Here is a 23453-nt window from a genome sequence, read left to right as displayed (position 1 = left end):
ACAATCTCCCTAGGGACCGGTACGGCGGCTGCCGCACCGGAGATCACGTCCGGCGCGCGGAGAACAGGCGCTGGAGCAGGATGAAGACGAAGAGCAGCAGGCCGATGAAGATCTTGGTCCACCAGGAGCTGAGCGTGCCCTCGAAGCTGATCACCGTCTGGATCAGGCCCAGCACCAGCACGCCCAGCACGGTCCCGAGCAGGAATCCGGACCCGCCGGTCAGCAGCGTCCCGCCGATGACCACGGCGGCGATGGCGTCCAGCTCCATGCCGACGGCGTGCAGCCCGTACCCGGAGAGCATGTAGAACGACAGCAGCACCCCGCCCAGCGCCGAGCAGAAGCCGCTGACCGTGTAGACCGTGATCTTCGTCCGCGCGACGGGCAGGCCCATGAGCAGCGCCGACTGCTCGCTGCCGCCGGTGGCGTAGACGGCCCGGCCCAGGCGCGTGTAGTGCAGCACGTACGCCGCCACCAGCACCACGACGGCGGCGATGACCACGCTCGGCGAGACCCACATCCCGGCGAACAGGTTGACCTTCGTCTGCGCGAACGCCGTGAACGTCGCGTCCTCGATCGGGATCGAGTCGGTGCCGATCGTGTAGCACAGGCCGCGCGCCAGGAACATCCCGGCCAGCGTGACGATGAACGGCTGGATGTCGAAGGCGTGGATGATGTAGCCCATCACCATGCCGAGCACCGACCCGATGACCAGCACCAGCGGGATCACCAGGTACGGCGGCCAGCCGGGCCCCTTCATCAGGCTCGCCGAGATCATCGTGGACAGCGCCACCACCGAGCCGACCGACAGGTCGATGCCGCCGGTGAGGATCACGAACGTCATGCCGACGGCCACGACCAGCAGGAAGGCGTTGTCGACGAAGACGTTGAGTATCACCTGCCCGCTGGCGAACCCCTCGTAGCGGATCCCGCCCACGACGAACATCGCCACGAACAGGCAGCCGGTCACCAGCACCGGCACGTACTTGGCCGGGATCCGCCGGCTCAGGTCAAGGGCCGCCGTCGTCATGCCGTCACCCGCTCTTCCCGCGCCGTGCGGCTCATGCCGTCACCCGCACCTTCTCCTCGGGGGCCGCCGGACTGGGCGGCGCGGCCCGGCCGCGGCGGCCGAACACCTTCGCGCGGAACGACGCGGACTGGATGAGGCAGACCGCGGTCACCACGAGCGCCTTGAACAGCAGCGTGGTCTCCGGCGGCACGCCGATCGAGTAGATGGTCGTGGTCAGCGTCTGGATGATGAGCGCGCCGAGCACGGTGCCGCCGAGCGAGAAGCGCCCGCCCGACAGCGAGGTCCCGCCGATGACGACGGCCAGGATGGCGTCCAGCTCGATCCAGAGGCCGGCGTTGTTGCCGTCGGCGCTGGAGACGTTCGAGCTGATCATGAGCCCGGCGACGCCCGCGCACAGGGCGGCGAAGGCGTAGACCATGATGATGATGCCGCGCGAGCGGATCCCGGCCAGCCTGCTGGCCTCGGCGTTGCCGCCGACCGACTCGATGAGCAGGCCCAGCGCGAGCCTGCGGGTGAGGAAGGCGGTGATCGCCAGCACGACCAGGACCAGGATGATGCTGAACGGCACGGTCAGCCAGTAGCCGCCGCCGATCACCTTGTACGAGGCGCTGTTGACGGTGATGATCTGCCCGTCGGTGATGAGCTGGGCCAGGCCGCGCCCGGCGACCATGAGGATCAGCGTGGCGATGATCGGCTGGATGCCGACGACCGCGACGAGCACGCCGTTCCAGGCCCCGAGCAGCACCGACAGCGCCAGGGCCAGCGCGACGGCGGTGAACAGGCTCGCGTCCTCGCTGATCTGCAGGCAGGCCAGCGCCCCGGCGATGGCCACCACCGAGCCGACCGACAGGTCGATGCCGCCGGTCGCGATGACCAACGTCATGCCGAGCGAGACCAGGATGAGCGGGGCGCCGAAGCGCAGGATGTCGATCAGGCTGCCGTACAGGTGGCCGTCGCGCATCTGGATCGAGAAGAAGTTCTGGGTGAAGACCAGGTTGACGACGAGCAGCAGGAGCAGCACGACGACCGGCCAGAGCAGCCGCTTCACGAGGCCCTCCCCCCGCTTGCGATGGTTTCCATGAGCACGTCCGAGGTGAGGTCGTCGTCGTTGGGCAGCTCGGCCACCAGCCTGCGGTCACGCAGGACCTCGACCTTGTGGCTGAGCCGCAGCACCTCCTCCAGCTCGGCGGAGATGAACAGCACCGCCATGCCGCCGTCGGAGAGCTGGGTGACCAGCCGCTGGATCTCGGTCTTCGCGCCGACGTCGATGCCGCGGGTGGGCTCGTCGAGGATGAGCAGCCGGGGCTCCAGGATCAGCCATCTGGCCAGCACCACCTTCTGCTGGTTGCCGCCGCTGAGATCGCGGACGAGGCGCTCGGGGTCGGCGGGGTTGATCTTCAGCGCGGCGACGTACCGGCCGACCAGCTCGTCCTGCTGCTCGCGCGGCACCGGCCTGGTCCAGCCCCTGGTGGCCTGGAGGGCCAGGACGATGTTCTCCCTGACGGTGAGGTCGGGGATCAGCCCGTCGGACTTGCGGTTCTCGGAGCAGAAGGCGATCTTGTGGTTCATGGCGGCGCGCGGCGTGCGCAGCGACACGGGCGTGCCGCCGACGGCCACCTCGCCCGTGCCGGCGTGGTCGGCGCCGAACAGCAGCCGGGCGATCTCCGTGCGCCCGGAGCCGAGCAGCCCGGCCAGGCCGACGACCTCGCCCTCGTGGATGGTCAGCGAGAACGGCTCGATCGCCCCGGCCCTGCCCAGGCCGCGGGCCTCGACCAGCGGGCTGCCGAACTCCTTGGCCTCGCCGTGCAGCTTCTCCAGCGCGGCCAGCTCCTGGCCGATCATCTTGGCGACCAGCTCGACCTGCGGCAGCTCCCGGGTGAGGTACTCGCCCACCAGCCGTCCGTTGCGCAGGATCGTCATCCGGTCGGAGATCTCGTACACCTGGTCGAGGAAGTGCGACACGAACAGGATCGCGATGCCCTCCTCCTTGAGGTTGCGCATCACCTGGAAGAGCTGCTCGACCTCACCGGCGTCGAGGCTGGAGGTGGGCTCGTCGAGGATGAGCACCTTGGCGTCGATGTCGATCGCCCGCGCGATGGCCACCATCTGCTGGACGGCCAGCGAGTACGCCGACAGCGGCGCCGAGACGTCGAGCCGCAGGTCCAGCCTGGCCAGCAACTCGACGGCGCGGGCGCGCATGCGCGGCCAGTCGATGCGGCCCCGGCGGCGCGGCTCCCTGCCGACGAAGATGTTCTCGGCGACCGAGAGGTTCGTGCAGAGGTTGACCTCCTGGTAGACCGTGCTGATGCCGGCCTGCTGGGCCTCCAGGGGGCTGGTGAAGGCGACGGCCCTGCCGTCCAGCTCGATGGTGCCCGCGTCGATGGGGTGGACGCCGGTCAGCACCTTGATCAGGGTGGACTTGCCCGCGCCGTTCTCGCCCATGAGCGCGTGCACCTCGCCCGGCAGCAGTCGCAGGTCCACGCCGTCGAGGGCCTTCACACCGGGGAACTGTTTGCCGATTCCGCTCATCCGCAGGATCGGCGCGGGTGGGGGCATGTGCGCTGGTCTCCTCCATGAGGCGGGGCGGGCCGGGGGGACCGGCCCGCCCTCGCGGTCAGTACTTGCGGTTGGGCAGGGCCGTCTTGGCCTGCTCCTGGTCGAACGCCGTCTCCTCCGTGATCACGCGGGCCGGGACGGTCTCGTTCTTGACGACCTTCTTGGCCAGGTCCATGAGCTGCGGGCCGAGGAGCGGGGAGCACTCGACGATGTAGTTGATCTTGCCGTCGGCGAGCGCCTGCATGCCGTCCTTGACCGCGTCGACGGTCACGATCTTGATGTCCTTGCCGGGCACCTTGCCCGCGCCCTCGATGGCCTCGATCGCTCCCAGCCCCATGTCGTCATTGTGCGCGTAAAGGACGTCTATGTCCGGTGTGGACTTCAGGAAGGCCTCCATGACCTCCTTGCCCTTGGCCCGGGTGAAGTCGCCGGTCTGCGAAGCGACGATCTTGAACTTGGGATCGGCGCCGATGACCTCCTGGAAGCCCGACTTGCGGTCGTTGGCGGGCGCCGAGCCGGTGGTGCCCTGGAGCTCGACGATGTTCACCGTGTCCTTGGTGTCCTTGAACTCCTCCACCAGCCAGTTGCCGGCCTTCTTGCCCTCCTCCACGAAGTCCGAGCCGAGGAAGGTCTTGTAGAGCGTCGTGTCCTTGGAGTCCACGGCCCGGTCGGTGAGGATGACCGGGATCTTGGCGTCCTTGGCCTCCTTGAGCACGGTGTCCCAGCCCGACTCGACCACCGGCGAGAAGGCGATGATGTCCACCTTCTGCTGGATGTAGGAGCGGATCGCCTTGATCTGGTTCTCCTGCTTCTGCTGGGCGTCGGAGAACTTCAGGGTGATCCCGGCCTCCTTGGCCGACTCCTGCACGGACTTGGTGTTCGCGGTGCGCCAGCCGCTCTCCGCGCCGACCTGGGAGAAGCCCATGGTGATCGAGCTGTCGCCACCGCCGCCGCTCTGCGCGCTGGTCGAGCCGCCGCCTCCACCGCACCCGGCCATCGCCAGGGCGGTGAGGCCGGCGAGCGCCAACGCCGAGATCCTCTTCAACACGTGGGGGGTTCCCTTCTGGTGTGAGCGCTAACACCGCATGGAGGTGTCAGTGCCATCCTGCCTTTCCTTACGGCCTACCGCCGGGCCGTGCTGGCCCGCCGGACGACCACGGGCGGGACCACGAGCCGTTCACGCTCGTGGGAGCCCTGACCCTCGATCTGCCGTAGAAGCACCTCGATGCTGTGCCTGCCCACCGCGCCGAAGTCCTGTCTGATGGTGGTGAGCGGCGGCGAGAAGAACTCCGACTCCGGGATGTCGTCGAAGCCGACGACGCTGACCTGCTCGGGGACTCTCACCCCCCGCTCGGTGAACGCCCGCAGCACGCCCAGCGCCATCTGGTCGTTGGCGACGAACACGGCGGTGACGTCCTTCATGCTCGCCAGGCTGCGCCCCGCCTCGTATCCCGAGCGCGGGCTCCAGTCTCCGGCGAGCGGCTCCGGGGCCGGCCGGCCCGCCTGCTCCAGCACGGACCGCCAGCCGGCCACCCGCCCCTCGGCCTCCAGCCAGTCGGAGGGGCCGCGGATGTGCCAGACCGTCTCGTGTCCCAGGTCGAGGAGGTGGCCGGTGGCCTGCCGGCCTCCTTCGTACTGGTCGACGCAGACGACCGACACCTCGCCCGCCTCGCCGCCCTCGACGGCCACCGTGGGCTTGTCGAAGGGGAGGTCGGCCAGCGCCTGCGCGGCCGAGCGCTGCGGCGCGACCACGACGATGCCGTCCACCCCCTGGTCGGCCAGGTAGTCGAGGGCGTCGCGAACCCCCGCCCTGTCGATGGACTTGAGACTCACGATGCTGACGAAGTAGCCGGCCGCCCTGGCCGCCTGCTCGATGCCGTAGACCGTGCTGGCCGGGCCGTACAGCGTGGTGTCGAAGCTGACGACGCCCAGCGTCCTGGAGTGCTTGGTGACCAGGGCGCGGGCGACGAGGTTACGGCGGTAGCCGAGCTTGTCGATCGCCTCCATGACCCTCGCGCGGGTCTCGCTGCGGACGTTGGGGTGCTCGTTGAGCACCCGGGAGACCGTCTGGTGCGACACGCCGGCCTCCTTGGCCACATCGGCCATGACCGGCGGGCGTCGCCCCTGGATCGATCTCACTGCCTCTCCCTTCCTGGCTTGGCACGACTGTGAACGCTAACAACACCAACGTCAAGAGTCCGGCTGATTACGGTCGCGTCACGCAGCGACCCGATCGGCACCCCCTTGACGCCTGGTCCCACCGCTCTTAACTTGACGCCAATCTCCGTGTGAACGCTCACTGCGAATGTTAACGCTAACAGAAGTGAGGACCGTCCACTCATGTTACGAACCGCCTTGTCAGGGGTGCTGATCGCGGCGTCCCTCGTGGCCGTCGCCGCGCCCGCGACCGCCGAGCCGATCCCCGAAAGAGCGCTCGTCGACCAGTTCGACGCCGCCACGCTCGGCCAGGACTGGACCGTCCTGGCCCCCGACGCCTCCCGCTGGTCGCTCAGCGAGCAGCCCGGCTCCCTGCGCGTCCACTCCCTGCCGGGTGACACCTACCAGGGCGTCAACACGGCCAGGAACCTGTTCATGCTCGACGTCCCCGCCGGCGACTTCGAGGTGGTGACCAAGGTCAGCGCGACGGTGGACCTGGACTTCCAGAACGCGGGCATCCTGGCCTGGCAGGACTGGGACAACTACGTGCGCGCCGGTCTGGCGCACGTCGGCTCCGCGGGCGGCCGGGTGATCGAGACCGACACCGAGGTGCGGGCGCTGTTCAGCGCCGGCTTCGCGGCCAGGACCGGCTCGACCGGCGAGACGATCAAGCTGGCCAGGACCGGCGACGAGTTCGTCTCCTCGTACTGGGACGGCTCGGCCTGGGTGCAGGCCTCCAGGATGACAGCCGACATCGACGTCAGGCAGGTCGGGCTGTTCGCGCTGTCGGCGCAGAACGGCACGCCGGTCGCGGCGGACTTCGACTACTTCGCGGTCAAGGCCGCCGAGGGGCAGCAGGTGACCCCGCCGGCGACGTTCACGCTGCGCGCCCCCGGGCTGCCGTACCTGTCGGCGGACAAGGGCGTGGTGCGGGCGTCGGCGACCCCGGGCCTGACCAGCCTGGCGCTGAGCGCCGAGCCCGCCGGCGAGGCGGGCGTCAGGCTCAAGGACGTCGCCACCGGCAGGTACCTGGAGGCGGCCGCCAAGGTCCGGCTGTCCAGGACCGGGTCGCCGTTCCAGCTCAGGGACGCGGGCGGCGGCAAGGTCACGCTGACCTCGGGCGGCAAGAGCGTCTCCATCAGTGACAGGACGCTCGTCTCCGGGACGGCGGCGACGAAGTTCCGGATCGAGCCCTACTCCACGGGCAGGCTCGGCGTGAACACCAGGGCCGCCGGGACCAAGGTCAGCCCCAACCTGTACGGGATCTTCTACGAGGACATCAACCACGCCGCGGACGGCGGGCTCTACGCCGAACTGGTGCAGAACCGCTCGTTCGAGTTCAACGCCACCGACGAGCGCACCTACAACGGGCTGACCGCGTGGAGCAGGGTCGGCGACGCCGCGCCCACGGTCGCCACGGACCAGCCGCTCAACCCGAACAACCGCAACTACCTGCGGCTGGACGTGGCGGCGAGCGGCGGGGTGAGCAACGCCGGGTTCAACCGCGGCCTGCCGCTCAAGGCCGGGGCGCGCTACGACCTGTCGCTGTGGGCCAGGCGCGCGGAGGCCGGTCCGCTGACGGTGACCGTGGAGGACGGCGCGCTCGTGCTCGGCACGGCGACCTTGCGGGTCAAGGCGGGCGGCTGGGCGAAGTACACGGCCTCGTTCCGCTCGTCGGGCACCACCGACGCGGGCCGCCTGATCGTGCGGGCGCCCGCTGGGCGAACCGACCTGGACATGGTGTCGCTGTTCCCGCGCGACACCTTCAAGGGCCATGGCCTGCGCAAGGACCTCGCGCAGGCCGTCGCCGACCTCAAGCCGCGCTTCCTGCGCTTCCCGGGCGGCTGCGTGACGAACGTCGGCACGTACGACCCGTACTCCGACCGGCAGGACAGGCGCCGCATCTACCAGTGGAAGGAGACGATCGGCCCGGTCGAGGAGCGGCCGACGAACTTCAACTTCTGGGGCTACAACCAGAGCTACGGCATCGGCTACTACGAGTACTTCCAGTTCGCCGAGGACCTGGGCGCCGAGGCGCTGCCGGTGCTGTCGGTGGGCGTCAACGGCTGCGGCGAGAACCGGCCGCTGACCGACGAGGCGAAGCTGGCCCGCTGGGTGCAGGACACGCTCGACCTGATCGAGTTCGCCAACGGCCCCGCCTCCTCCGCGTGGGGCGCGAAGCGGGCGGCCATGGGGCACCCCAAGCCGTTCGGGCTGGACTACATCGGGCTCGGCAACGAGGAGATCTACGAGCAGTTCTTCACCAACTACCCGAAGTTCGCCGGCGCGATCAGGGCGAAGTACCCCAAGATCAAGATCATCAGCAACAGCGGGCAGACCTCGCAGGGCGCGTGGTTCGACCGGATGTGGCAGTTCGCCCGCGACCAGAAGGCCGACCTCGTGGACGAGCACTACTACAACAACCCCACGTGGTTCCTGACCAACAACCACCGCTACGACACCTATGACCGTGCCGGGCCGAAGGTGTTCGTCGGCGAGTACGCCTCGCAGGGCAACACCTTCCACAACGCGCTGACCGAGGCGTCCTACCTGACCGGCATCGAGCGCAACTCCGACGTGGTCGAGTTGGCCTCGTACGCGCCGCTACTGGCCAACGTCGACTACGTGGATTGGACGCCGGACCTGATCTGGTTCGACAACGACCAGCTCTACGGCTCGCCGAGCTACCACGTGCAGAAGCTGTTCTCCACCGACGTCGGCGACCGGGTGCTGCCCAGCACGTTCACCGGCGACGCCCAGCACGTCCCGGACATCTCCGGAGCGGTCGGGCTCGGCTCCTGGGCCACCCAGGTCCGCTACGACGACGTCAAGGTGACCGGGGCCGACGGCACCGTGCTGCTGTCGGACGACTTCTCGGCCGGCGCCGGCAACTGGACCCCCGGGCTGGGCACCTGGTCGGTTCAGGACGGCGCGTACGTACAGACGGCCAACGTCACCGACGCCCGCTCCACCTCGGGCTCGGCCGGCTGGTCGAACTACACGATGGAGGTCACCGCCCGCAAGACCGGCGGCGCCGAGGGCTTCCTGATCATGTTCGGGGTCAGGGACACCGGCAACTTCTACTGGTGGAACGTCGGCGGCTGGGGCAACACCCAGTCGGCGATCGAGAAGGCGGTCAACGGCGGCAAGTCGTCGATCGCCACCTCGGCCACGACGGTCGAGACCGGGCGCGACTACCGGCTCAGGATCGAGGTGAACGGCCGCAGGATCACCACCTGGCTGGACGGCCAGAAGATCAACGACTTCACCGACGACGCCCGGGTCGAGCCGCTCTACCAGGTGGTGTCCAAGGACGGCGACACGGTGACGCTCAAGGTCGTCAACGCCCAGGACATCGCGGTGCGCGCCGCGGTGGACCTCGGCGGGGCGCGGGTGGAGCGCAGAGCGCAGGTCGTCTCGCTGACCGGCGACCCGGCCGACGTCAACTCCCTCACCGACCCCGACCGGATCTCGGCGAAGAGACATGAGGTCGAGGGCGTCTCGTCGGCGTTCGCCTACGACTTCCCCGCCCACTCGGTGACCTTCGTCAAGCTGCGCAGGAGGTAGCGGGCCCGTGCCCGGGCAGGGACCTGCCCTCCCTGTCCGGGCACGCTCACGCCTGTCTGTCCGGGCACGCTCACGTCGAGGAGCCGGTGGAGTCCCGGATCACGAGCTGGCAGGGCATCCGGTGCACGCCCGGCGTGGCCTTGCCGTCGATGGCGGCGAACAGGTGCTGGGCGGCCGTCCTGCCGAGCAGTTCCAGGTTCATGTCCACGGTGGTCAGGGCGGGGCGCGTCTCGGTGGACAGCACCTCCCAGTTGTCGTAGCCGATCACCGCGATGTCGTCGGGCACCCGGCGGCCCCGCTCGCGCGCCGTCTCCACGAACCCGGCCGCGATCTGGTCGCTGCCGCAGAACACCGCGTCGATGTCCGGCTGGGCCATCAGCAGCATCTCCGCGGCGTGCCGCCCCCAGCGCTGCGACCACGCGCCCCACAGCGTCTCGCCCGCCTGCTCCAGCCCGGCCTCGGCGAGGGCCAGCTCGACGCCCTCGACGCGGTCGCGGGAGGCCTTGTAGTGGTCGGGCCCGGTGACGTGCGCGATCCTGCGCCGCCCCAGCGCCACCAGGTGCTGCACGGCCATCGCCGCCCCGCCCACGTCGTCGGGCACGAACGACACGTCCTCGGGGTCGTCGGAGGCCCCGTAGGCGTACACGACCGGGACGCCCAGGTTCCTGCTCACCGAGGGCCGCACGTCGGTGCTCTCGCCCACCACGATCAGCCCGTCCACCCGCCGCGACAGCAGCGCGCGCAGGTGGTGCTGCTCCCTGATGGCGTCGCCGCGGGCGTCGCACAGCAGCACCGCCATCTCCCCCGCGCCGAACGCGTCCTCGGCGCCGAGCAGCACCGGGATGCCGAACCTGCCCGCGCTGTCGGAGGTCAGCAGGCCCACCGTCCGCGTCTGCCCGGACAGCAGCCCCCGGGCCAGGGCGTTCGGCTGGAAGGCCAGCTCCTCAGCGGCGGCCAGCACGCGCTGACGGGTCGACGCCCGCACGTCCTGCCGTCCGTTGAGCGCCTTGGAGGCCGTGGCGATCGACACCCCGGCCAGGGAGGCCACGTCGTTGATGGTCGCGCGCCTACCCGCCATATTCTCGAAACCCTTTTCAGTCAATCGATAGCCTGGACGAACCATAACACCCATTGACAGGCCTCTACGTTTCTTCTACGTTTCCGAAAACCTTTCAGTTCACCGGGGGTCCCGAAGGAGACAACCATGAGACGACGGCTGGCCGGGATAGCCTTCCTCGGTTTGTTAGCGCTCACAGCCGCTGCCTGCGGAAGCGGTGGCGGCGGCAGCCAGCAGCAACCGACGGCGGCGGGCCCGGTCACGATCACCATGTGGACCCGCGCCGCCACTCAGGCCCAGTCCGAGCGGCTGGTGAAGGCCTACAACAGCAGCCACAAGAACCAGGTGAAGCTGACCGTCATCCCCACGGACAACTACCAGCCGCGCATCGCGGCCGCGGCCGGGGCCAAGCAGCTGCCCGACGTGTTCGCGGCCGACGTGATCTTCGTGCCGAACTACACCTCGCAGGGCCTGTTCATGGACCTCACGGACCGGATCAACGCCCTGCCGTTCAAGGACAAGCTCGCGCCCTCGCACATGAAGCTCGGCACGCTCGACAGCAAGCTCTACACGCTCCCGCACACGCTGGACCTGTCGGTCTGGTTCTGGAACAAGGACCTCTACACCAAGGCCGGGCTCGACCCGGAGAAGGGCCCCAAGTCGCTCAAGGAGTTCGCCGAGCAGGCCACCGCCGTCCAGGACAAGCTCGGCAAGGACGGCAAGGTCCACGGCACGTTCTTCGGCGGCAACTGCGGCGGCTGCTACGTCTTCACGTTCTGGCCCTCCGTCTGGGCGGCCGGCGGCCAGGTCATGAACCCCGAGGGCACCACCTCGCTGAACGACCAGAAGGCCATGAACGACGTGTTCGCCATCTGGCGCGGCCTGTACGACAAGAAGGTCACCGGCCCGACGGCCAAGGAGGAGCAGGGCCCGACCTGGACCGGCTTCTTCCCCAAGGGTGAGATCGGCGTCATGCCGATGCCCTCCACCACGCTCGGCACGATGCCCCCGGACATGAAGATCGGCGTCACGCCCATCGCCGGCCCCGACGGCGGCGAGTCCACGTTCGTCGGCGGCGACTCGATCGGCGTCTCCTCCACCAGCAAGAACGCCGACGCGGCCTGGGACTTCATCTCCTGGACCGTGGGCGACGACGCGCAGGTCGAGGTCATGGCCAAGAACAAGGACGTGCTGGCGCGCACGGACCTGGCCAGCAACAAGTACTCGGCGGAGGATCCTCGGGTGGTCCTGATCAACTCGCTGGTGGCCAAGGGGCAGACGCCGTACGCGCTGCGCTTCGGCCAGACGTTCAACGACCCGCAGGGGCCCTGGCTGCGGCTGGCGCGTGAGGCGGTGTTCGGCGACGCCGCGAAGGTGCCCCAGCTGAACGCCGAGGTCACGAAGTCACTGCAGCAGCAATGAGCTTGACCCTCGGCAAGCCCAGAGGACGGGCGGCCCACTCGGCGCCGCCCGTCCGATGGCGCGGCAGGCGCGTGCAGGGCTGGCTGTACGCCATGCCGACCGCCGTCATCGTGGCCGTGCTGTTCATCGCCCCGCTGATCCTGGTCGTCTGGATGTCGCTGAACAAGTGGCCGCTGCTCGGCCAGGCGACGTTCAACGCCCCCGGCAACTACGCCAAGATCCCCAGCAACCCGCTGTTCTACGACGCGGTGCTCTTCACCCTGAAGTACACCGCCATCACCACCGTCCTGCTGTCGGCGGTCGCGCTCGGCCTGGCCCTGCTCGTGCAGGAGCGCCGCCCCGGCGTCGGCTTCTTCCGCACCGCGTTCTTCCTGCCCGGAGCCGTCGGCTTCGCCGCCGCCGCGCTGCTGTTCTACGGCATGCTGAACAACGACTTCGGCCCGATCGACCCGATGCTGCGGGCGATCGGCGTCATCGACGAGCCGATCAAGTGGATCGGCACGCCCAACATGGCGCTGTTCTCCACGATCGCGCTCGTGCTGTGGCGTTTCGCCGGGTTCAACATGCTCATCCTGCTGACCGGCCTGCAGGCCATCCCCACCGAGGTGTACGAGGCGGCCAGGAGCGACGGCGCGAACCGCTGGCAGGTGTTCACCAAGATCACGCTGCCGCTGCTGCGCCCGACGCTGGCGCTGATGCTCATCCTCAGCGTGACCGGCTCGCTGCTGGCCTTCGACCAGTTCTTCATCTTCACCAACGGCGGCCCGGACAACAGCACGACCACCATGGTCATGGTCGTCTACCGCGACGCCTTCTTCCGCTTCGACCTCGGCGGGGCCGCGGCGCTGTCGGTCGTGCTGCTGGTCGCCCTGGTCGGGCTCAACACGCTGATGATGCGGAGGCTGCGGTGAGGAGAGAACCCGACGCAGCGAGCGGAGCGGTCCGTGAGGAACGAGCGGCCCGCGGAGGGAGTGAGGAGTGGTGAACGACCGATGACACGGTATTACCCGACGGTCGGGGCGCTGGCCGTCCTGTTCCTGTTCCCGCTGGTGTGGAGCGGCTGGTCGTCGCTGGAGGAGCCGGACAACTACCTGCGGATGGCCCGCTTCGGCGAGGGCGTCGGCACGTACGCGACCAACAGCGTGCTGGTGTCGGGCATGACGGTCGCCGGGACGCTGCTGGTCTCGGCGCTGGGCGGCTACGCCTTCGCCCGTTTCGACTTCCCCGGCAAGAACGTGCTGTTCCTGGCCACGCTGGCGATCCTCATGGTGCCGTACGCGACGATCCTCATCCCGCTGTACGTGCTGCTCGGCTACATCGGGCTGCAGAACTCGCTGGTGGGGCTGTCGCTGGTGTTCGTGATGTTCCAGTTGCCGTTCGCGCTGTTCATGATGCGCAACGCGTTCGAGGCGATCCCGCGCGAGCTGGAGGAGGCGGCGCTGGTGGACGGCTGCGGGACCTTCCGCGCCTTCTCCCGGATCCTGCTGCACGCGGTGCGGCCCGCGCTCGTGACGGTCGGCCTGTTCGCCTTCCTGGCCTCCTGGAACGACTTCTTCGCCCCGTTGATCCTGCTCAACGACGGCGCGTCGTTCACGCTGCCCGTGGCCGTGGTCAGCATGACCCAGGGCACGTTCGGGGCCATCGACTACGGCATGCTCCAGGCCGGCGTCATGGTCATGGCCATTCCCTGCCTCATCCTGTTCGTCATTCTGCAGCGCCACTACGTGCGCGGATTCATGTCGGGAGCCCTACGTGGTTAATCCTGTCCTGCCCTCGTCCGGCGTGCTGTCGCCCCTCGGCCTGGACGCGGTGCGCGTCCCGGCCGGCTTCTGGGGCGACCGGATCGCGCTCAACCGCGAGGCCACGATCCCCCACTGCCTCGAATGGCAGGAGCGCGAGGGATGGATCGGCAACTTCCGCGGCGAGCGCCCCCGCAGGGGCCGGGAGTTCAGCGACTCCGAGACGTACAAGCTGCTGGAGGGGATGGCGTGGGCCGGCCATCCCGCGCTGCCCGAGCTGGCCGCGACCGTCGCCTCGGCCCAGGAGGGCGACGGCTACCTCAACACCCGCTGGGCCGGCAACCGCTACACCGACTTCGAGTGGGGCCACGAGCTGTACTGCTACGGCCACCTCATCCAGGCCGGGGTGGCCAGGCTGCGCGCGCACGGCGAGGACCAGCTCACCGAGGTGGTGCGCCGGGCCGCCGACCACGTCTGCCGCCGCTTCATGGACACCACGGAGACGTGCGGCCACCCGGTGGTGGAGATGGCGCTGGTCGAGCTGTACCGGGCCACCGGCGTCGAACGCTACCTGGAGATGGCCCGCCGCTTCGTCGAGCGGCGCGGCCGGCCCGCCCTCGCCGACATCCCCTTCGGGCGCGCCTACTTCCAGGACGAGGTCCCGGTGCGGCAGGCGCAGGTCCTGCGCGGGCACGCCGTACGCGCGCTCTACCTGGCCAGCGGGGTCGTGGACGTGGCCGTCGAGACCGGCGACCAGGAACTGCTGAAGGCCGTGGAGTCGCAGTGGGAGCGCGCCGTCGCCCGCCGCACCCACCTGACCGGCGGCATGGGCTCGCGGCACGCCGACGAGTCGTTCGGCGAGGACTACGAGCTGCCGCCCGACCGGGCCTACAACGAGACCTGCGCGAGCATCGCCTCGATCATGCTGGCGCACCGGCTGCTCCTGGCCACCGGTGACGTCCGGTACGCGGACGTGGCCGAGCGGACCCTGTACAACATGCTCGCCACCGGGGTCGCGCTGGACGGGCGGTCGTTCTTCTACGTCAACCCGCTGCAGGTGCGGGTGGCCGCGCTGCCGTTCGAAGGGGTCAACCACGCCGCCGAGGGCGGGCTGCGCTCGCGCTGGTTCGACGTGTCGTGCTGCCCGAACAACATCGCCCGCACGCTCGCCTCGCTGCCCGCCTACCTGGCGACCTCGGACGAGGGCGGGGTGCAGATCCACCACTACACGCCGTCGGAGATCACGCACGGGCCGCTCGCGCTGCGGGTGGAGACCGGCTACCCGTGGTCGGGGATGGTGGCGGTGCGGGTGCTGTCGGGCGGCAGCGGACGGATCTCGCTGCGGGTGCCGGCCTGGGCCGCCGGCGCGACGCTCTCGTACGCCCCGGCGGAGGCCCCCACGTCCTCCCCCCGCCCCGAGGGCGGGACGCCGACCCGCGCGGTCGATCCCGGTTACGCGGTCGTCGAGGGCGACTGGCTGCCCGGCGACGTGATCACTCTGGAGCTGCCCATGGCTCCCCGGTGGACCTATCCCGACCGGCGCGTGGACGCCCTGCGCGGCAGCGTCGCGGTCGAGCGCGGCCCGCTGGTGTACTGCGCGGAGTCGGTGGCCGACGAGGTGCCGCTGTCGGAGGTGGCGGCCCGCGTGTCCCGTCCGCCGAGCGACGTGGCGCCCTCCGGCGCCGACCCGGTCGTCGGGGTGGAGCTGACCGCCGCCCTGGGCAGGCCCCACTCCAACGGCTGGCCGTACGGGCCGGACCCCGACCCGGCCGGCGGCGCCGACCACACGCTGCGGCTGGTCCCCTACCACCGCTGGGGCAACCGTGGCCCGGCCACCATGCGCGTCTGGCTCCCCATAGCCGAGTGACACCCCCCTTTCCTGGAGGATCCCGTGCGCAAGACCCTTCCGGGCCTGGCGGCGTTAGCCATCGCGGGCAGCCTGCTCGCGAGCGTGTCCCCCGCCAAGGCTCTCGTGGACGACCTGGGCATGCCGGTGTTCACCGGCGCCGATCCGGTGCCGGCCGAGCCCGTCCGCTACGACCCGCGCAAGATGATGGAGGAGATCTACCAGAAGGAGAAGGGCGGCGACTCGTACTGGATCGACCGCATGCTCGCCCGCCCGGGAGCCGACCCGGCCGGGACGTGGCTGATGTCGCGCGGGCGGGCGCTGTTCATGAAGGAGCACGACCCGTCGGTCATCGGGTTCGGCGGTTACGTGGCGTACTGGGAGAGCATCGACAACCGCGACGCCTACGAGGTCTCGCTCGGGACCGCGCTCACCGAGGACGTCGCCGAGCGGCTGCAGATGCCCAGCCACTGGAGCGGCCGGTACACCGGTGACGGGCTGGCGGTGTCGGTCAAGAAGTTCATCACCCAGCAGAACGTCGCCGTCACCACGCTGTCGGTCACCAACACCGGCACCGTGAAGCGGGACGTACCGATCAGCGTGACCTCCCCGTACGCGACGACGGCCGACGGCGAGCGCGAGCTGACCGGGGTGGTCGCCGCGAAGAACCGGCTGACCACGATCTTCCCCCGGCTCAGCGGCGACGGCCTGAGGGCCGCGGACGGCGCGCTGAAGGGGACGCTGTCCGTCGCGCCGGGCCGGACCGTGCGGACGAAGGTGCAGATGGGCTTCGTCACCGAGGAGCTGCCCGGGTCGCGGGAGGAGTACGACGGCTACAGGGGCCGCTCGCCGGAGAAGGCGCTGCGGCGTCAGCTCCAGGACTACAACGCCTGGTGGGCCGGGAACCTGCCGTACATCGACGTGCCCGACGAGAACATCAAGAAGTTCGTGTACTACCGCTGGTGGCTGATGCGGTTCAACTTCCTCGACGCCGACATCCCGGGCAACGACTTCCAGTTCCCGACGTCGGTCGAGGGGGCGCTGGGCTACAACAACGCGATCGTGCTGACCGTGCCGATGTTCCTCCAGGACCTGAAGTACCTGCGCGACCCGATCTACTCGTACGGGCCGTGGGTGTCGGCCGGCGAGGTGTCGCGGAACGCGAAATATACCGACAACCCGGGCGACCCGGAGAACTGGTCGAACAGCTACACCCAGTACATCTCCGCCTCCGCCCTGGAGAGCTACCAGATCCACGGCGGCCAGCCGTCGATCCTGCGCAACCTCGCCCGCTACGCCGAGAAGGACGTCTACGGGCAGCTCGCCACCTACGACACCAACGGCAACGGGGTGATCGAGTACGACTGGGAGGCCCTGACCGGCAACGACGCGGACGCGGTGTCGTTCCACTACTACAACCGCTCCAACGAGCGGCTGGAGGGCGCCTACGTCTACGCCAACGCGATGGCGGCGGCGCAGGCGTACACGCTGATCGGCGACACGGCGAAGGCCGCCGAGCTGCGCGGCGTCGCGGACAAGGTGCGCAGCGGCATCCTGACGCTGCTGTGGGACGAGCAGAACAAGCTGTTCAAGCACCGTGACCTGCGCACGGGCAACCTGATCCCGTGGAAGGAGTCCAACAACTACATCCCGTACGCCACCGGCCTGGTCCCGACGGACGACCCGAAGTGGCGCGAGCCGCTCCGGCTGTGGACCGACCCCGCCGAATATCCGATATTCCCGGCGTATACGGCTAACCAGAAGGACAAGGCGGAGGCCGCCGCCGCGGGACACCCGGGCTCGAACAACTTCTCGCAGATCAACTCGACCCGGAACTTCGCGCTGTTCTCCAAGGCGCTGCGCGACTACGCCTCGCCGTACATCACCGCCGAGCAGTACAAGCAGCTCCTGTACTGGAACGCCTGGTCGCAGTTCGTCGGCGGGGACACCCGCTACCCGGACGCCAACGAGTTCTGGGCGAACTGGAACCCCGCCACCAAGACCATCGGCTACCGCTCCTGGATCCACCACACGATCCTCGGCAGCAGCAACTGGACCGTCATCGAGGACGTGATGGGCCTGCGCCCGCGCTCCGACGGCAAGGTGGAGCTGTGGCCGGTGGACATCGGCTGGGACCACTTCACCGTCAACGGCGTCGACTACCGGGGCAGCGACCTCACCGTCGTCTGGGACAAGCCGGGCGGCGAGCGGCACTACGTGGGCGTCCCCGAGGGCTACTCGATCTTCGTCGACGGCAGGCGCAAGGTCACCCTGTCCGGGCTCGCCCACGCCGTGTGGGACCCGCGCACCGGCAGGGTCGAGGGCGGCACGGTCGTGCACGCCGAGAAGGCGCCGTCCATGAAGGCCCCCGACCAGGTGAGGCTGTCCGGCGACCGGGTCGAGGACCTGTTCCAGAAGGCCGGGACCGATCTGGGCTCCACCCGGCCGGACCTGGTCGCCTCCGCCACGGCCTCGCACGGCGACCCGGCGGGCGCGGCGGACGGGTTCACGATCAACGAGCCGTACTGGAGCAGCAGGGGCTCCGGCAGACCGCAGGACTGGCTGGAGGTGGACCTCGGCGCGGCCAGGCCGGTCGACCTGGTCCGGCTGTACTTCTCCAACGACCGCAGGATCGGCGGCGTCAGCGAGCCCGCCCTCTACACCGTCCAGTACCTGGACGGCTCCGCCTGGAAGGACGTGCCGCGCCAGGCGCGCGAGCCCGCCTACCCTCGCGCCAACCTCAACGAGGTCCGCTTCCGGCAGGTCACGGCGCGGAAGCTGCGGGTGCTGATCACCCACCGGCCCGGCTACTCCTCCGGCCTGAAGGAGGTGCAGGCGTACGCGAGCGGCGCCGCGCCGCCGCAGATCGGCAACAGGGCCCCGTACGTGCTGGCCATGCCCGACACCACCTTCAACCGGCCGGGACAGGCCAAGCTCGACGCGGTCGTCAAGGACGACGGTTCGCCGTCGGGCGCGCTCACCACGCAGTGGAGCATGGTGGACGGCCCCGGCCAGGCGTTCTTCACCGACCCGGCGAACCCGGCGACGGTCGCCTCCTTCACCGAGCCGGGCACCTACCGCCTGAAGCTGACCGCCTCCGACGGCGCCAGATCCACCTCGGGCACGGTCGCGGTCACGGTCGGCGAGCTGGGCGCGCAGGTCAACGCGGCGCCGTACGCGACGCCGACCGCCTCCTACACCTCCCCGTGGGAGCGGGTGACGGCGATCAACGACGGCATCGACCCGCCGCGCTCCAACGACGGCGCCAACCCGCGCTGGGGCACCTGGCCGCAGCAGGGCACGCAGTGGGTGCAGCTCGACTGGCCGTCACCGGTACGGGTGAACAAGGCGGAGGTGTACTTCTTCGACGACAACGGCGGCGTCCGCGTCCCGGCGTCGTGGAAGATCCAGGCGTGGGACGGCGACTCGTTCGAGGACGTCACCGGCGCCGCCTCCTACCCGGTCGCCGTGGACGCCTACAACACCGTCTCCTTCGACCCGGTCACCACCTCCAGGCTGCGGCTGCAGCTCGTCTCGGGCGCGGCCTCGGTCGGGCTGCTGGAGTGGAAGGCGTACGCGGTGCCGCCGGACTCGGTGCGCCCCGTGCACGTCCCGACCGTCGCGGGCACGCTGCCGCAGCTTCCGGCCAAGGTCGAGACCCTGTACGCGGACGGCGGCCGGGGCCAGGCGGCGGTGACCTGGCAGCAGGTGACGGCCGACCAGGTCAGGACCGGCGGCACCAGCTTCCGGGTCGCCGGGCTGGCCGAGGGGCTGCGCACGCCGGTCGAGGCCACGGTGCACGTCCGGACGACGGCCGCGGTGACGATCACGTCGCTGGCCGAGGAGCAGGTCCGTACGAAGGCCGGGTCCGCGCCGCTGATGCCGGGGACGGTCGTGGCCACGTACAACGACGGCTCGAAGGACAGCTCGATCGCGGTGACCTGGGCCGCGATCGATCCGGCGGCCTACGCCTCCCCCGGCACGTTCACGGTGACGGGCCAGGTGACGGGCACCACGATCCCGGCTCAGGCGGTGGTGACCGTGAATTAGGCCGTTATTTGGCGACTTTTTGGGTAGCTGATGGCTCTGGCGATCTCATGGAGGGAACCTCGATGGGCTGGAGCTACCGAAAGTCGATCAAGCTTGGGCCGTTCCGGCTGAACCTGTCACGCGGGGGAGTCGGGCACAGCTGGGGCAACCGCTTGTTCCGCGTCACCCGCACGGCGGACGGACGGCGTACCTTGTCCGTCAACCTGCCCGGTGGATTCCACTGGCGCAAGACGCTCAGCGGGCGCGCCCGGGACTAGCGCGATATGGACTCGGTGTGACAAAAAGGGCCGGAGGCACCCGCTCTCCGGCCCTTTCGCATGGCCTCCCCGAGGAGGCCATGCCGTGTCACGGGAGTTCACCATGGCCGCGCAGCACATGAGCCCCGAGGAGTTCCGCCGCCACGGCAAGCAGGTGATCGACTGGATCGCCGACTACCTCGCCTCCGTCGAGTCCTATCCGGTGATGTCGCAGGTGAAGCCGGGCGACATCCGGGCCGCGCTGCCCGCCGCCGCGCCCGAGGACGGCGAGGGGTTCGAGGCGGTGATGGCGGACCTGGAGCGGGTCATCCTGCCGGGGATCACGCACTGGCAGCACCCGGCCTTCCTGGCCTACTTCCCGGCCAACGCCAGCGGGCCGGCCATCCTCGGCGACCTGATCTCCAGCGGGCTCGGCGTGCAGGGAATGCTGTGGGTGACCAGCCCGGCCTGCACCGAGCTGGAGACCATGGTCGTCGACTGGCTGGCCGGGCTGCTCGGCCTGCCACCACATTTCCGCACCGACGGGCGGGGCGGCGGCGTCATCCAGGACTCGGCCTCCAGCGCCTGCCTGGTCGCGCTGCTGGCGGCGCTGCACCGGGCCGGCGGCGGGCGGGTGACCCGTGAGGGGATCGACCGGCCGTACACGATCTACGTGTCGTCGCAGACCCACTCGTCGCTGGAGCGGGCGGCCAGGATCGCCGGGCTGGGCGCCTCGGGGGTGCGGGTGGTGGACGTCGATCCCCGTACGCTGGCGATGGACCCCGCCCACCTGGACGCGTTGCTGAGCGAGGACCCGCACCCGGCGATGGTGTGCGCCACCGTGGGCACCACCTCGACGACCGCCGTCGACCCGGTGCCCGCCATCGGCGAGGTGTGCCGCAGGCACGGGGTGTGGCTGCACGTGGACGCCGCCTACGCCGGGGTCGCCGCGGTCTGCCCGGAACTGCGCTGGCTCAACGCGGGGGTTACTGAGTACGCCGACTCCTACTCCACCAACCCGCACAAATGGCTGCTGACCAACTTCGACTGCACGGTGCTGTGGCTGGCCGACCGGGGGCCGCTGCTGGAGGCGCTGTCGAGCATGCCCGAGTTCCTGCGCAACGCCGCGACGGCGGCGGGGTCCGTCGTGGACTACCGCGACTGGCAGATCCCGCTCGGCCGCAGGTTCAGGGCGCTGAAGCTGTGGGCGGTGATCCGCTGGTACGGGGCCGAGGGGCTGCGGGCGCACATCCGCTCGTGCGTGGCGCTGGCCGGGGAGTTCGCCTCGTGGGTGGCCGCCGACCCCGGCTTCGAGGTGCACGAGCCGCATCCGCTGGGGCTGGTCTGCCTCCGTCCCCGCTGGGAGGGAAGGGAGCCGGAGGAGGCGGACGCGGCGACGCTCGCGCTCATGGAGCGCCTGAACGCGAGCGGCGACCTCTACCTCACCCACACCAAGGCGGGCGGCCGGGTGCTGCTGCGCCTGGCCGTCGGCTCCCCCGCGACCGAGCGGCGCCACCTCGAACAGGTGTGGGAGCGCATCCGTACGGAGGCCGCGGCGCTCACTCCGCGATCGAGTCGATCAGCAGCGTCCAGAACCGAGTGAGCTCCGCACCGGTGTAACGGCGGTGGTGAAGGCGCTCGTGGCCCCGGTAGACGGCCACCTCGGTCACCGGCGCGCCGTCCGTGCCGAAGCTGGTGTACAGGCTCGTCCAGTCGTCGGGACCGGCCCGCCAGTCCGGGAAGGCCAGGCGGGCGGCCCGCTCCTGGAGCGCCTGGATCCAGCGATCCCCCGACCCGTCCACACCAACCACAGTCTCAGGAGTGGCGCCAAGAGCTGGCAAAACGCATTATCTCGTGCGGCTGGCTGAAGCGGCGCGAGAAGACAAGACTGCACCTTCGCCGCGATTCCCCCTAGATTCCTCGGCACCGCCCAACCCCCTTTGAGGAGACTTGCCGTGGCAGAGCTGTGGGAACTTCCGGCCGGGGACCTGACCCGGCTGGTCGGCGCCGGAGAGGTGTCGGCCCGCGAGGTGGTCCAGGCGCACCTCGACCGCATCGCCGACGTCAACCCGCGCGTCAACGCCATCACCGCCGTCCTGGAGCGGGAGGCGCTCGACGCGGCGGACGCCGCCGACCGGGCGTTGCGCGAGGGCGCCGAGCCGGGGCCGCTGTGCGGCGTCCCCATGACGGTCAAGGAGAACGTCGACGTCAAGGGCTCGGCGACGACGCACGGCATCGTCCCGCTCCGGAACGCCGTCGCCGAACGCGACTCCCCGCACGTCGCGCAGCTGCGCGCGGCGGGCGCCATCCCGATCGGCCGGACGAACATGCCGGAGTTCGGCATGCGCTGGCACACCGACAACGCGCTGCACGGCCCGACCCGCAACCCCTGGTCGGCGGCCCACACGCCCGGCGCGTCCAGCGGCGGCGAGGCCGTCGCGGTGGCGACAGGGCTGAGCCCGCTCGGCGTCGGCAGCGACGGCGCGGGCTCGCTGCGCTGGCCCGCCCAGTGCTGCGGCGTCGCCGCGCTGAAGCCGTCGCTGGGCAGGGTGGCGCTGACCGGCCCGGCGCTGCCGTTCGGGTTCCAGCTCCTGGCCGTGCACGGGCCGATGGCGCGGCGGGTGGCGGACCTGCGGCTGGCCTTCGAGCACATGTGCGGGCCCGTCCCCGCCGACCCCTGGCACGCCCCCGCTCCCCTGCGCGGCCCCGCCCTCGGCCGCGGCGTGGCGGTGGTGACCGACGATCACGCCGTACGACGGGCCGCCGAGCTGCTGGCCGACGCCGGTTACCAGGTGGAGGAGGGCCGGCCGCCGGCGCTGGAGCGGGCTGCCGAGATCTACTTCCAGATCATGTCCGCCTACGGCCGGGTCCAGGAGGAGCAGCCCCCGGTCGAGACCGTCGCCTCGCCGGACTTCGTCCGGTTCTGGGCGGGGTTCGAGAAGAGCTGGTCCGAGGCGGGCGGGCGGGCCGCGTTCGACCCGATGATGGAGCGGGCCGCCATCCACGGCGCGTGGGCCGCGTGGATGGCCGCCACGCCGCTGGTCCTGATGCCCATCGTGCCGGACGGCCCCTTCCGCGTCGGCGAGGACCTCGAGGCGGGCTGGGCCGCCGCCTGGCCGGGCAGGCTCCGCACCACCGTCGCGGTCAACCTGCTGGGGCTGCCGTCGGTCGCGGTGCCCGTCGGGGAGGCCGGCGGGCTGCCGCAGGTCGTGCAGATCGTCGGGCCGCGCTTCCGCGAGGACCTGTGCCTGGACGCGGCGGCCGCGATAGAGGCGCGGGCGCCGCGCCTGACACCGCTCGACCCGCGCGACTGACGCGCCCTCCGGCGGCTCGGATCAGGCGCCGTCCTCAATGGCCCCGGTCAGGCGCCGTCCTTGGTGGCCTCGGTCAGGCGCCGTCCTTGTCGGAGTCGGCGGCGAAGACGATCACGCCCAGGTAGCCGCCGTCCTCCTCGGTGACCTTCATCAGCATGCTGTCCTTGTAGATGCTGTCGGAGTCGTTGAGCGTGTCCCGCCCGGTGCGCGAGGCGTACGGGGCGTTGGCGAGAACCTTCGTGTTGAGCGCCTCGTCGAACATCATCTGGGTGGTCAGCACCCGCGCGTCGCTGAAGTGGACCATCGCGTGGATGTGGACCGTACGGCCGCGGTACCAGCCCGGCCAGATCGTCGTGAACTCCACGATCCCGTCGCCGTTGGTGACCTGCGCGCCACGCAGGTAGCGCTTGTCGTCGGTGGGGGTGAGGTCCTGGGCGCCGGGGTCGCCCGCCGGAGGGCCGCCCTGCGGCGGGCTGCCCGAC

At 70.2% G+C, this 23453-nt stretch carries 17 protein-coding genes; 9 read left to right on the top strand and 8 right to left on the bottom strand.

The features are described from left to right. Positions 1-43: 43 nt before the first annotated feature. The 5 genes from yjfF to KME77_RS18210 form a co-directional block, all read right to left on the bottom strand. Entirely contained in the window at positions 44-1027 is a 984-nt protein-coding gene (gene yjfF, locus KME77_RS18230; RefSeq protein ID WP_219468980.1) for a galactofuranose ABC transporter, permease protein YjfF, read from the bottom strand. Positions 1028-1058: 31 nt separating this feature from the next. Further along, entirely contained in the window at positions 1059-2075 is a 1017-nt protein-coding gene (locus KME77_RS18225) for an ABC transporter permease (protein ID WP_219468978.1), read from the bottom strand. Continuing rightward, on the bottom strand, positions 2072-3583 hold the full coding sequence (locus tag KME77_RS18220) for a sugar ABC transporter ATP-binding protein (RefSeq protein ID WP_246610066.1): 1512 nt from the start codon (positions 3581-3583) through the stop codon (positions 2072-2074). The genes KME77_RS18225 and KME77_RS18220 overlap by 4 nt, the downstream gene beginning before the upstream one ends. A gap of 58 nt (positions 3584-3641) precedes the next feature. Then, the gene (locus KME77_RS18215; protein WP_308250752.1) at positions 3642-4631 is read right to left on the bottom strand and encodes an ABC transporter substrate-binding protein; all 990 of its coding nucleotides are present in this window, start codon (positions 4629-4631) and stop codon (positions 3642-3644) included. A 74-nt stretch (positions 4632-4705) separates the two neighbouring features. Continuing rightward, positions 4706-5689, bottom strand: coding sequence for a LacI family DNA-binding transcriptional regulator (locus tag KME77_RS18210; RefSeq protein WP_219469049.1), 984 nt, complete (start codon positions 5687-5689; stop codon positions 4706-4708). A gap of 234 nt (positions 5690-5923) precedes the next feature. Between KME77_RS18210 and KME77_RS18205 the strand changes: the two genes are divergently transcribed. After that, positions 5924-9307: an alpha-L-arabinofuranosidase family protein gene (locus KME77_RS18205; protein WP_246610064.1), complete on the top strand. Its 3384-nt coding sequence runs from the start codon at positions 5924-5926 to the stop codon at positions 9305-9307. 70 nt (positions 9308-9377) lie between these two features. Here KME77_RS18205 and KME77_RS18200 read toward each other — a convergent pair whose 3' ends face one another. Then, positions 9378-10385 (bottom strand): LacI family DNA-binding transcriptional regulator, encoded by a 1008-nt coding sequence (locus KME77_RS18200; RefSeq protein WP_219468975.1) that lies wholly within the window; start codon positions 10383-10385, stop codon positions 9378-9380. A gap of 126 nt (positions 10386-10511) precedes the next feature. Here KME77_RS18200 and KME77_RS18195 point away from each other — a divergent pair, with 126 nt between their 5' ends. The 7 genes from KME77_RS18195 (at position 10512) to KME77_RS18165 (ending at position 21260) form a co-directional block, all read left to right on the top strand. After that, a complete protein-coding gene (locus KME77_RS18195; RefSeq protein WP_219468972.1) occupies positions 10512-11786 on the top strand; it encodes an ABC transporter substrate-binding protein in 1275 nt (424 codons plus the stop codon). Then, positions 11783-12697 carry a carbohydrate ABC transporter permease gene (locus tag KME77_RS18190; RefSeq protein ID WP_219468969.1) on the top strand — a complete coding sequence of 305 codons (915 nt, stop codon included), beginning with the start codon at positions 11783-11785 and terminating at the stop codon, positions 12695-12697. Before KME77_RS18195 ends, KME77_RS18190 begins: the two co-directional genes overlap by 4 nt. Before the next feature lie 81 nt (positions 12698-12778). Then, positions 12779-13546, top strand: coding sequence for a carbohydrate ABC transporter permease (locus KME77_RS18185; RefSeq protein WP_219468967.1), 768 nt, complete (start codon positions 12779-12781; stop codon positions 13544-13546). Then, positions 13539-15392 carry a glycoside hydrolase family 127 protein gene (locus KME77_RS18180; protein ID WP_219468964.1) on the top strand — a complete coding sequence of 618 codons (1854 nt, stop codon included), beginning with the start codon at positions 13539-13541 and terminating at the stop codon, positions 15390-15392. Before KME77_RS18185 ends, KME77_RS18180 begins: the two co-directional genes overlap by 8 nt. 24 nt (positions 15393-15416) lie before the next feature. Further along, a complete protein-coding gene (locus KME77_RS30345) occupies positions 15417-19421 on the top strand; it encodes a discoidin domain-containing protein (RefSeq protein ID WP_219468961.1) in 4005 nt (1334 codons plus the stop codon). A gap of 47 nt (positions 19422-19468) precedes the next feature. Continuing rightward, positions 19469-19678: a DUF4236 domain-containing protein gene (locus tag KME77_RS18170; protein ID WP_246610062.1), complete on the top strand. Its 210-nt coding sequence runs from the start codon at positions 19469-19471 to the stop codon at positions 19676-19678. Between the two features lie 85 nt (positions 19679-19763). Further along, positions 19764-21260: an aminotransferase class V-fold PLP-dependent enzyme gene (locus KME77_RS18165; RefSeq protein ID WP_308250751.1), complete on the top strand. Its 1497-nt coding sequence runs from the start codon at positions 19764-19766 to the stop codon at positions 21258-21260. On the opposite strand, the gene KME77_RS18160 is transcribed toward KME77_RS18165, so the two are convergent. Continuing rightward, entirely contained in the window at positions 21217-21459 is a 243-nt protein-coding gene (locus tag KME77_RS18160; RefSeq protein WP_219468958.1) for a hypothetical protein, read from the bottom strand. The two genes, KME77_RS18165 and KME77_RS18160, sit on opposite strands and share 44 nt — an antisense overlap. A gap of 153 nt (positions 21460-21612) precedes the next feature. On the opposite strand from KME77_RS18160, the gene KME77_RS18155 reads away from it, so the two are divergent. Then, positions 21613-22971: an amidase gene (locus tag KME77_RS18155; RefSeq protein WP_219468955.1), complete on the top strand. Its 1359-nt coding sequence runs from the start codon at positions 21613-21615 to the stop codon at positions 22969-22971. A 73-nt stretch (positions 22972-23044) separates the two neighbouring features. Here KME77_RS18155 and KME77_RS18150 read toward each other — a convergent pair. Beyond that, positions 23045-23453: peptidase associated/transthyretin-like domain-containing protein (locus KME77_RS18150; RefSeq protein ID WP_504739335.1), on the bottom strand; the 409-nt coding region annotated here is incomplete at its 5' end.

The organism is Nonomuraea rhizosphaerae (genome assembly GCF_019396405.1).
Classification (GTDB): Bacteria; Actinomycetota; Actinomycetes; order Streptosporangiales; family Streptosporangiaceae; genus Nonomuraea; species Nonomuraea rhizosphaerae.
This window is presented reverse-complemented; position numbering and strand designations above follow the sequence as displayed.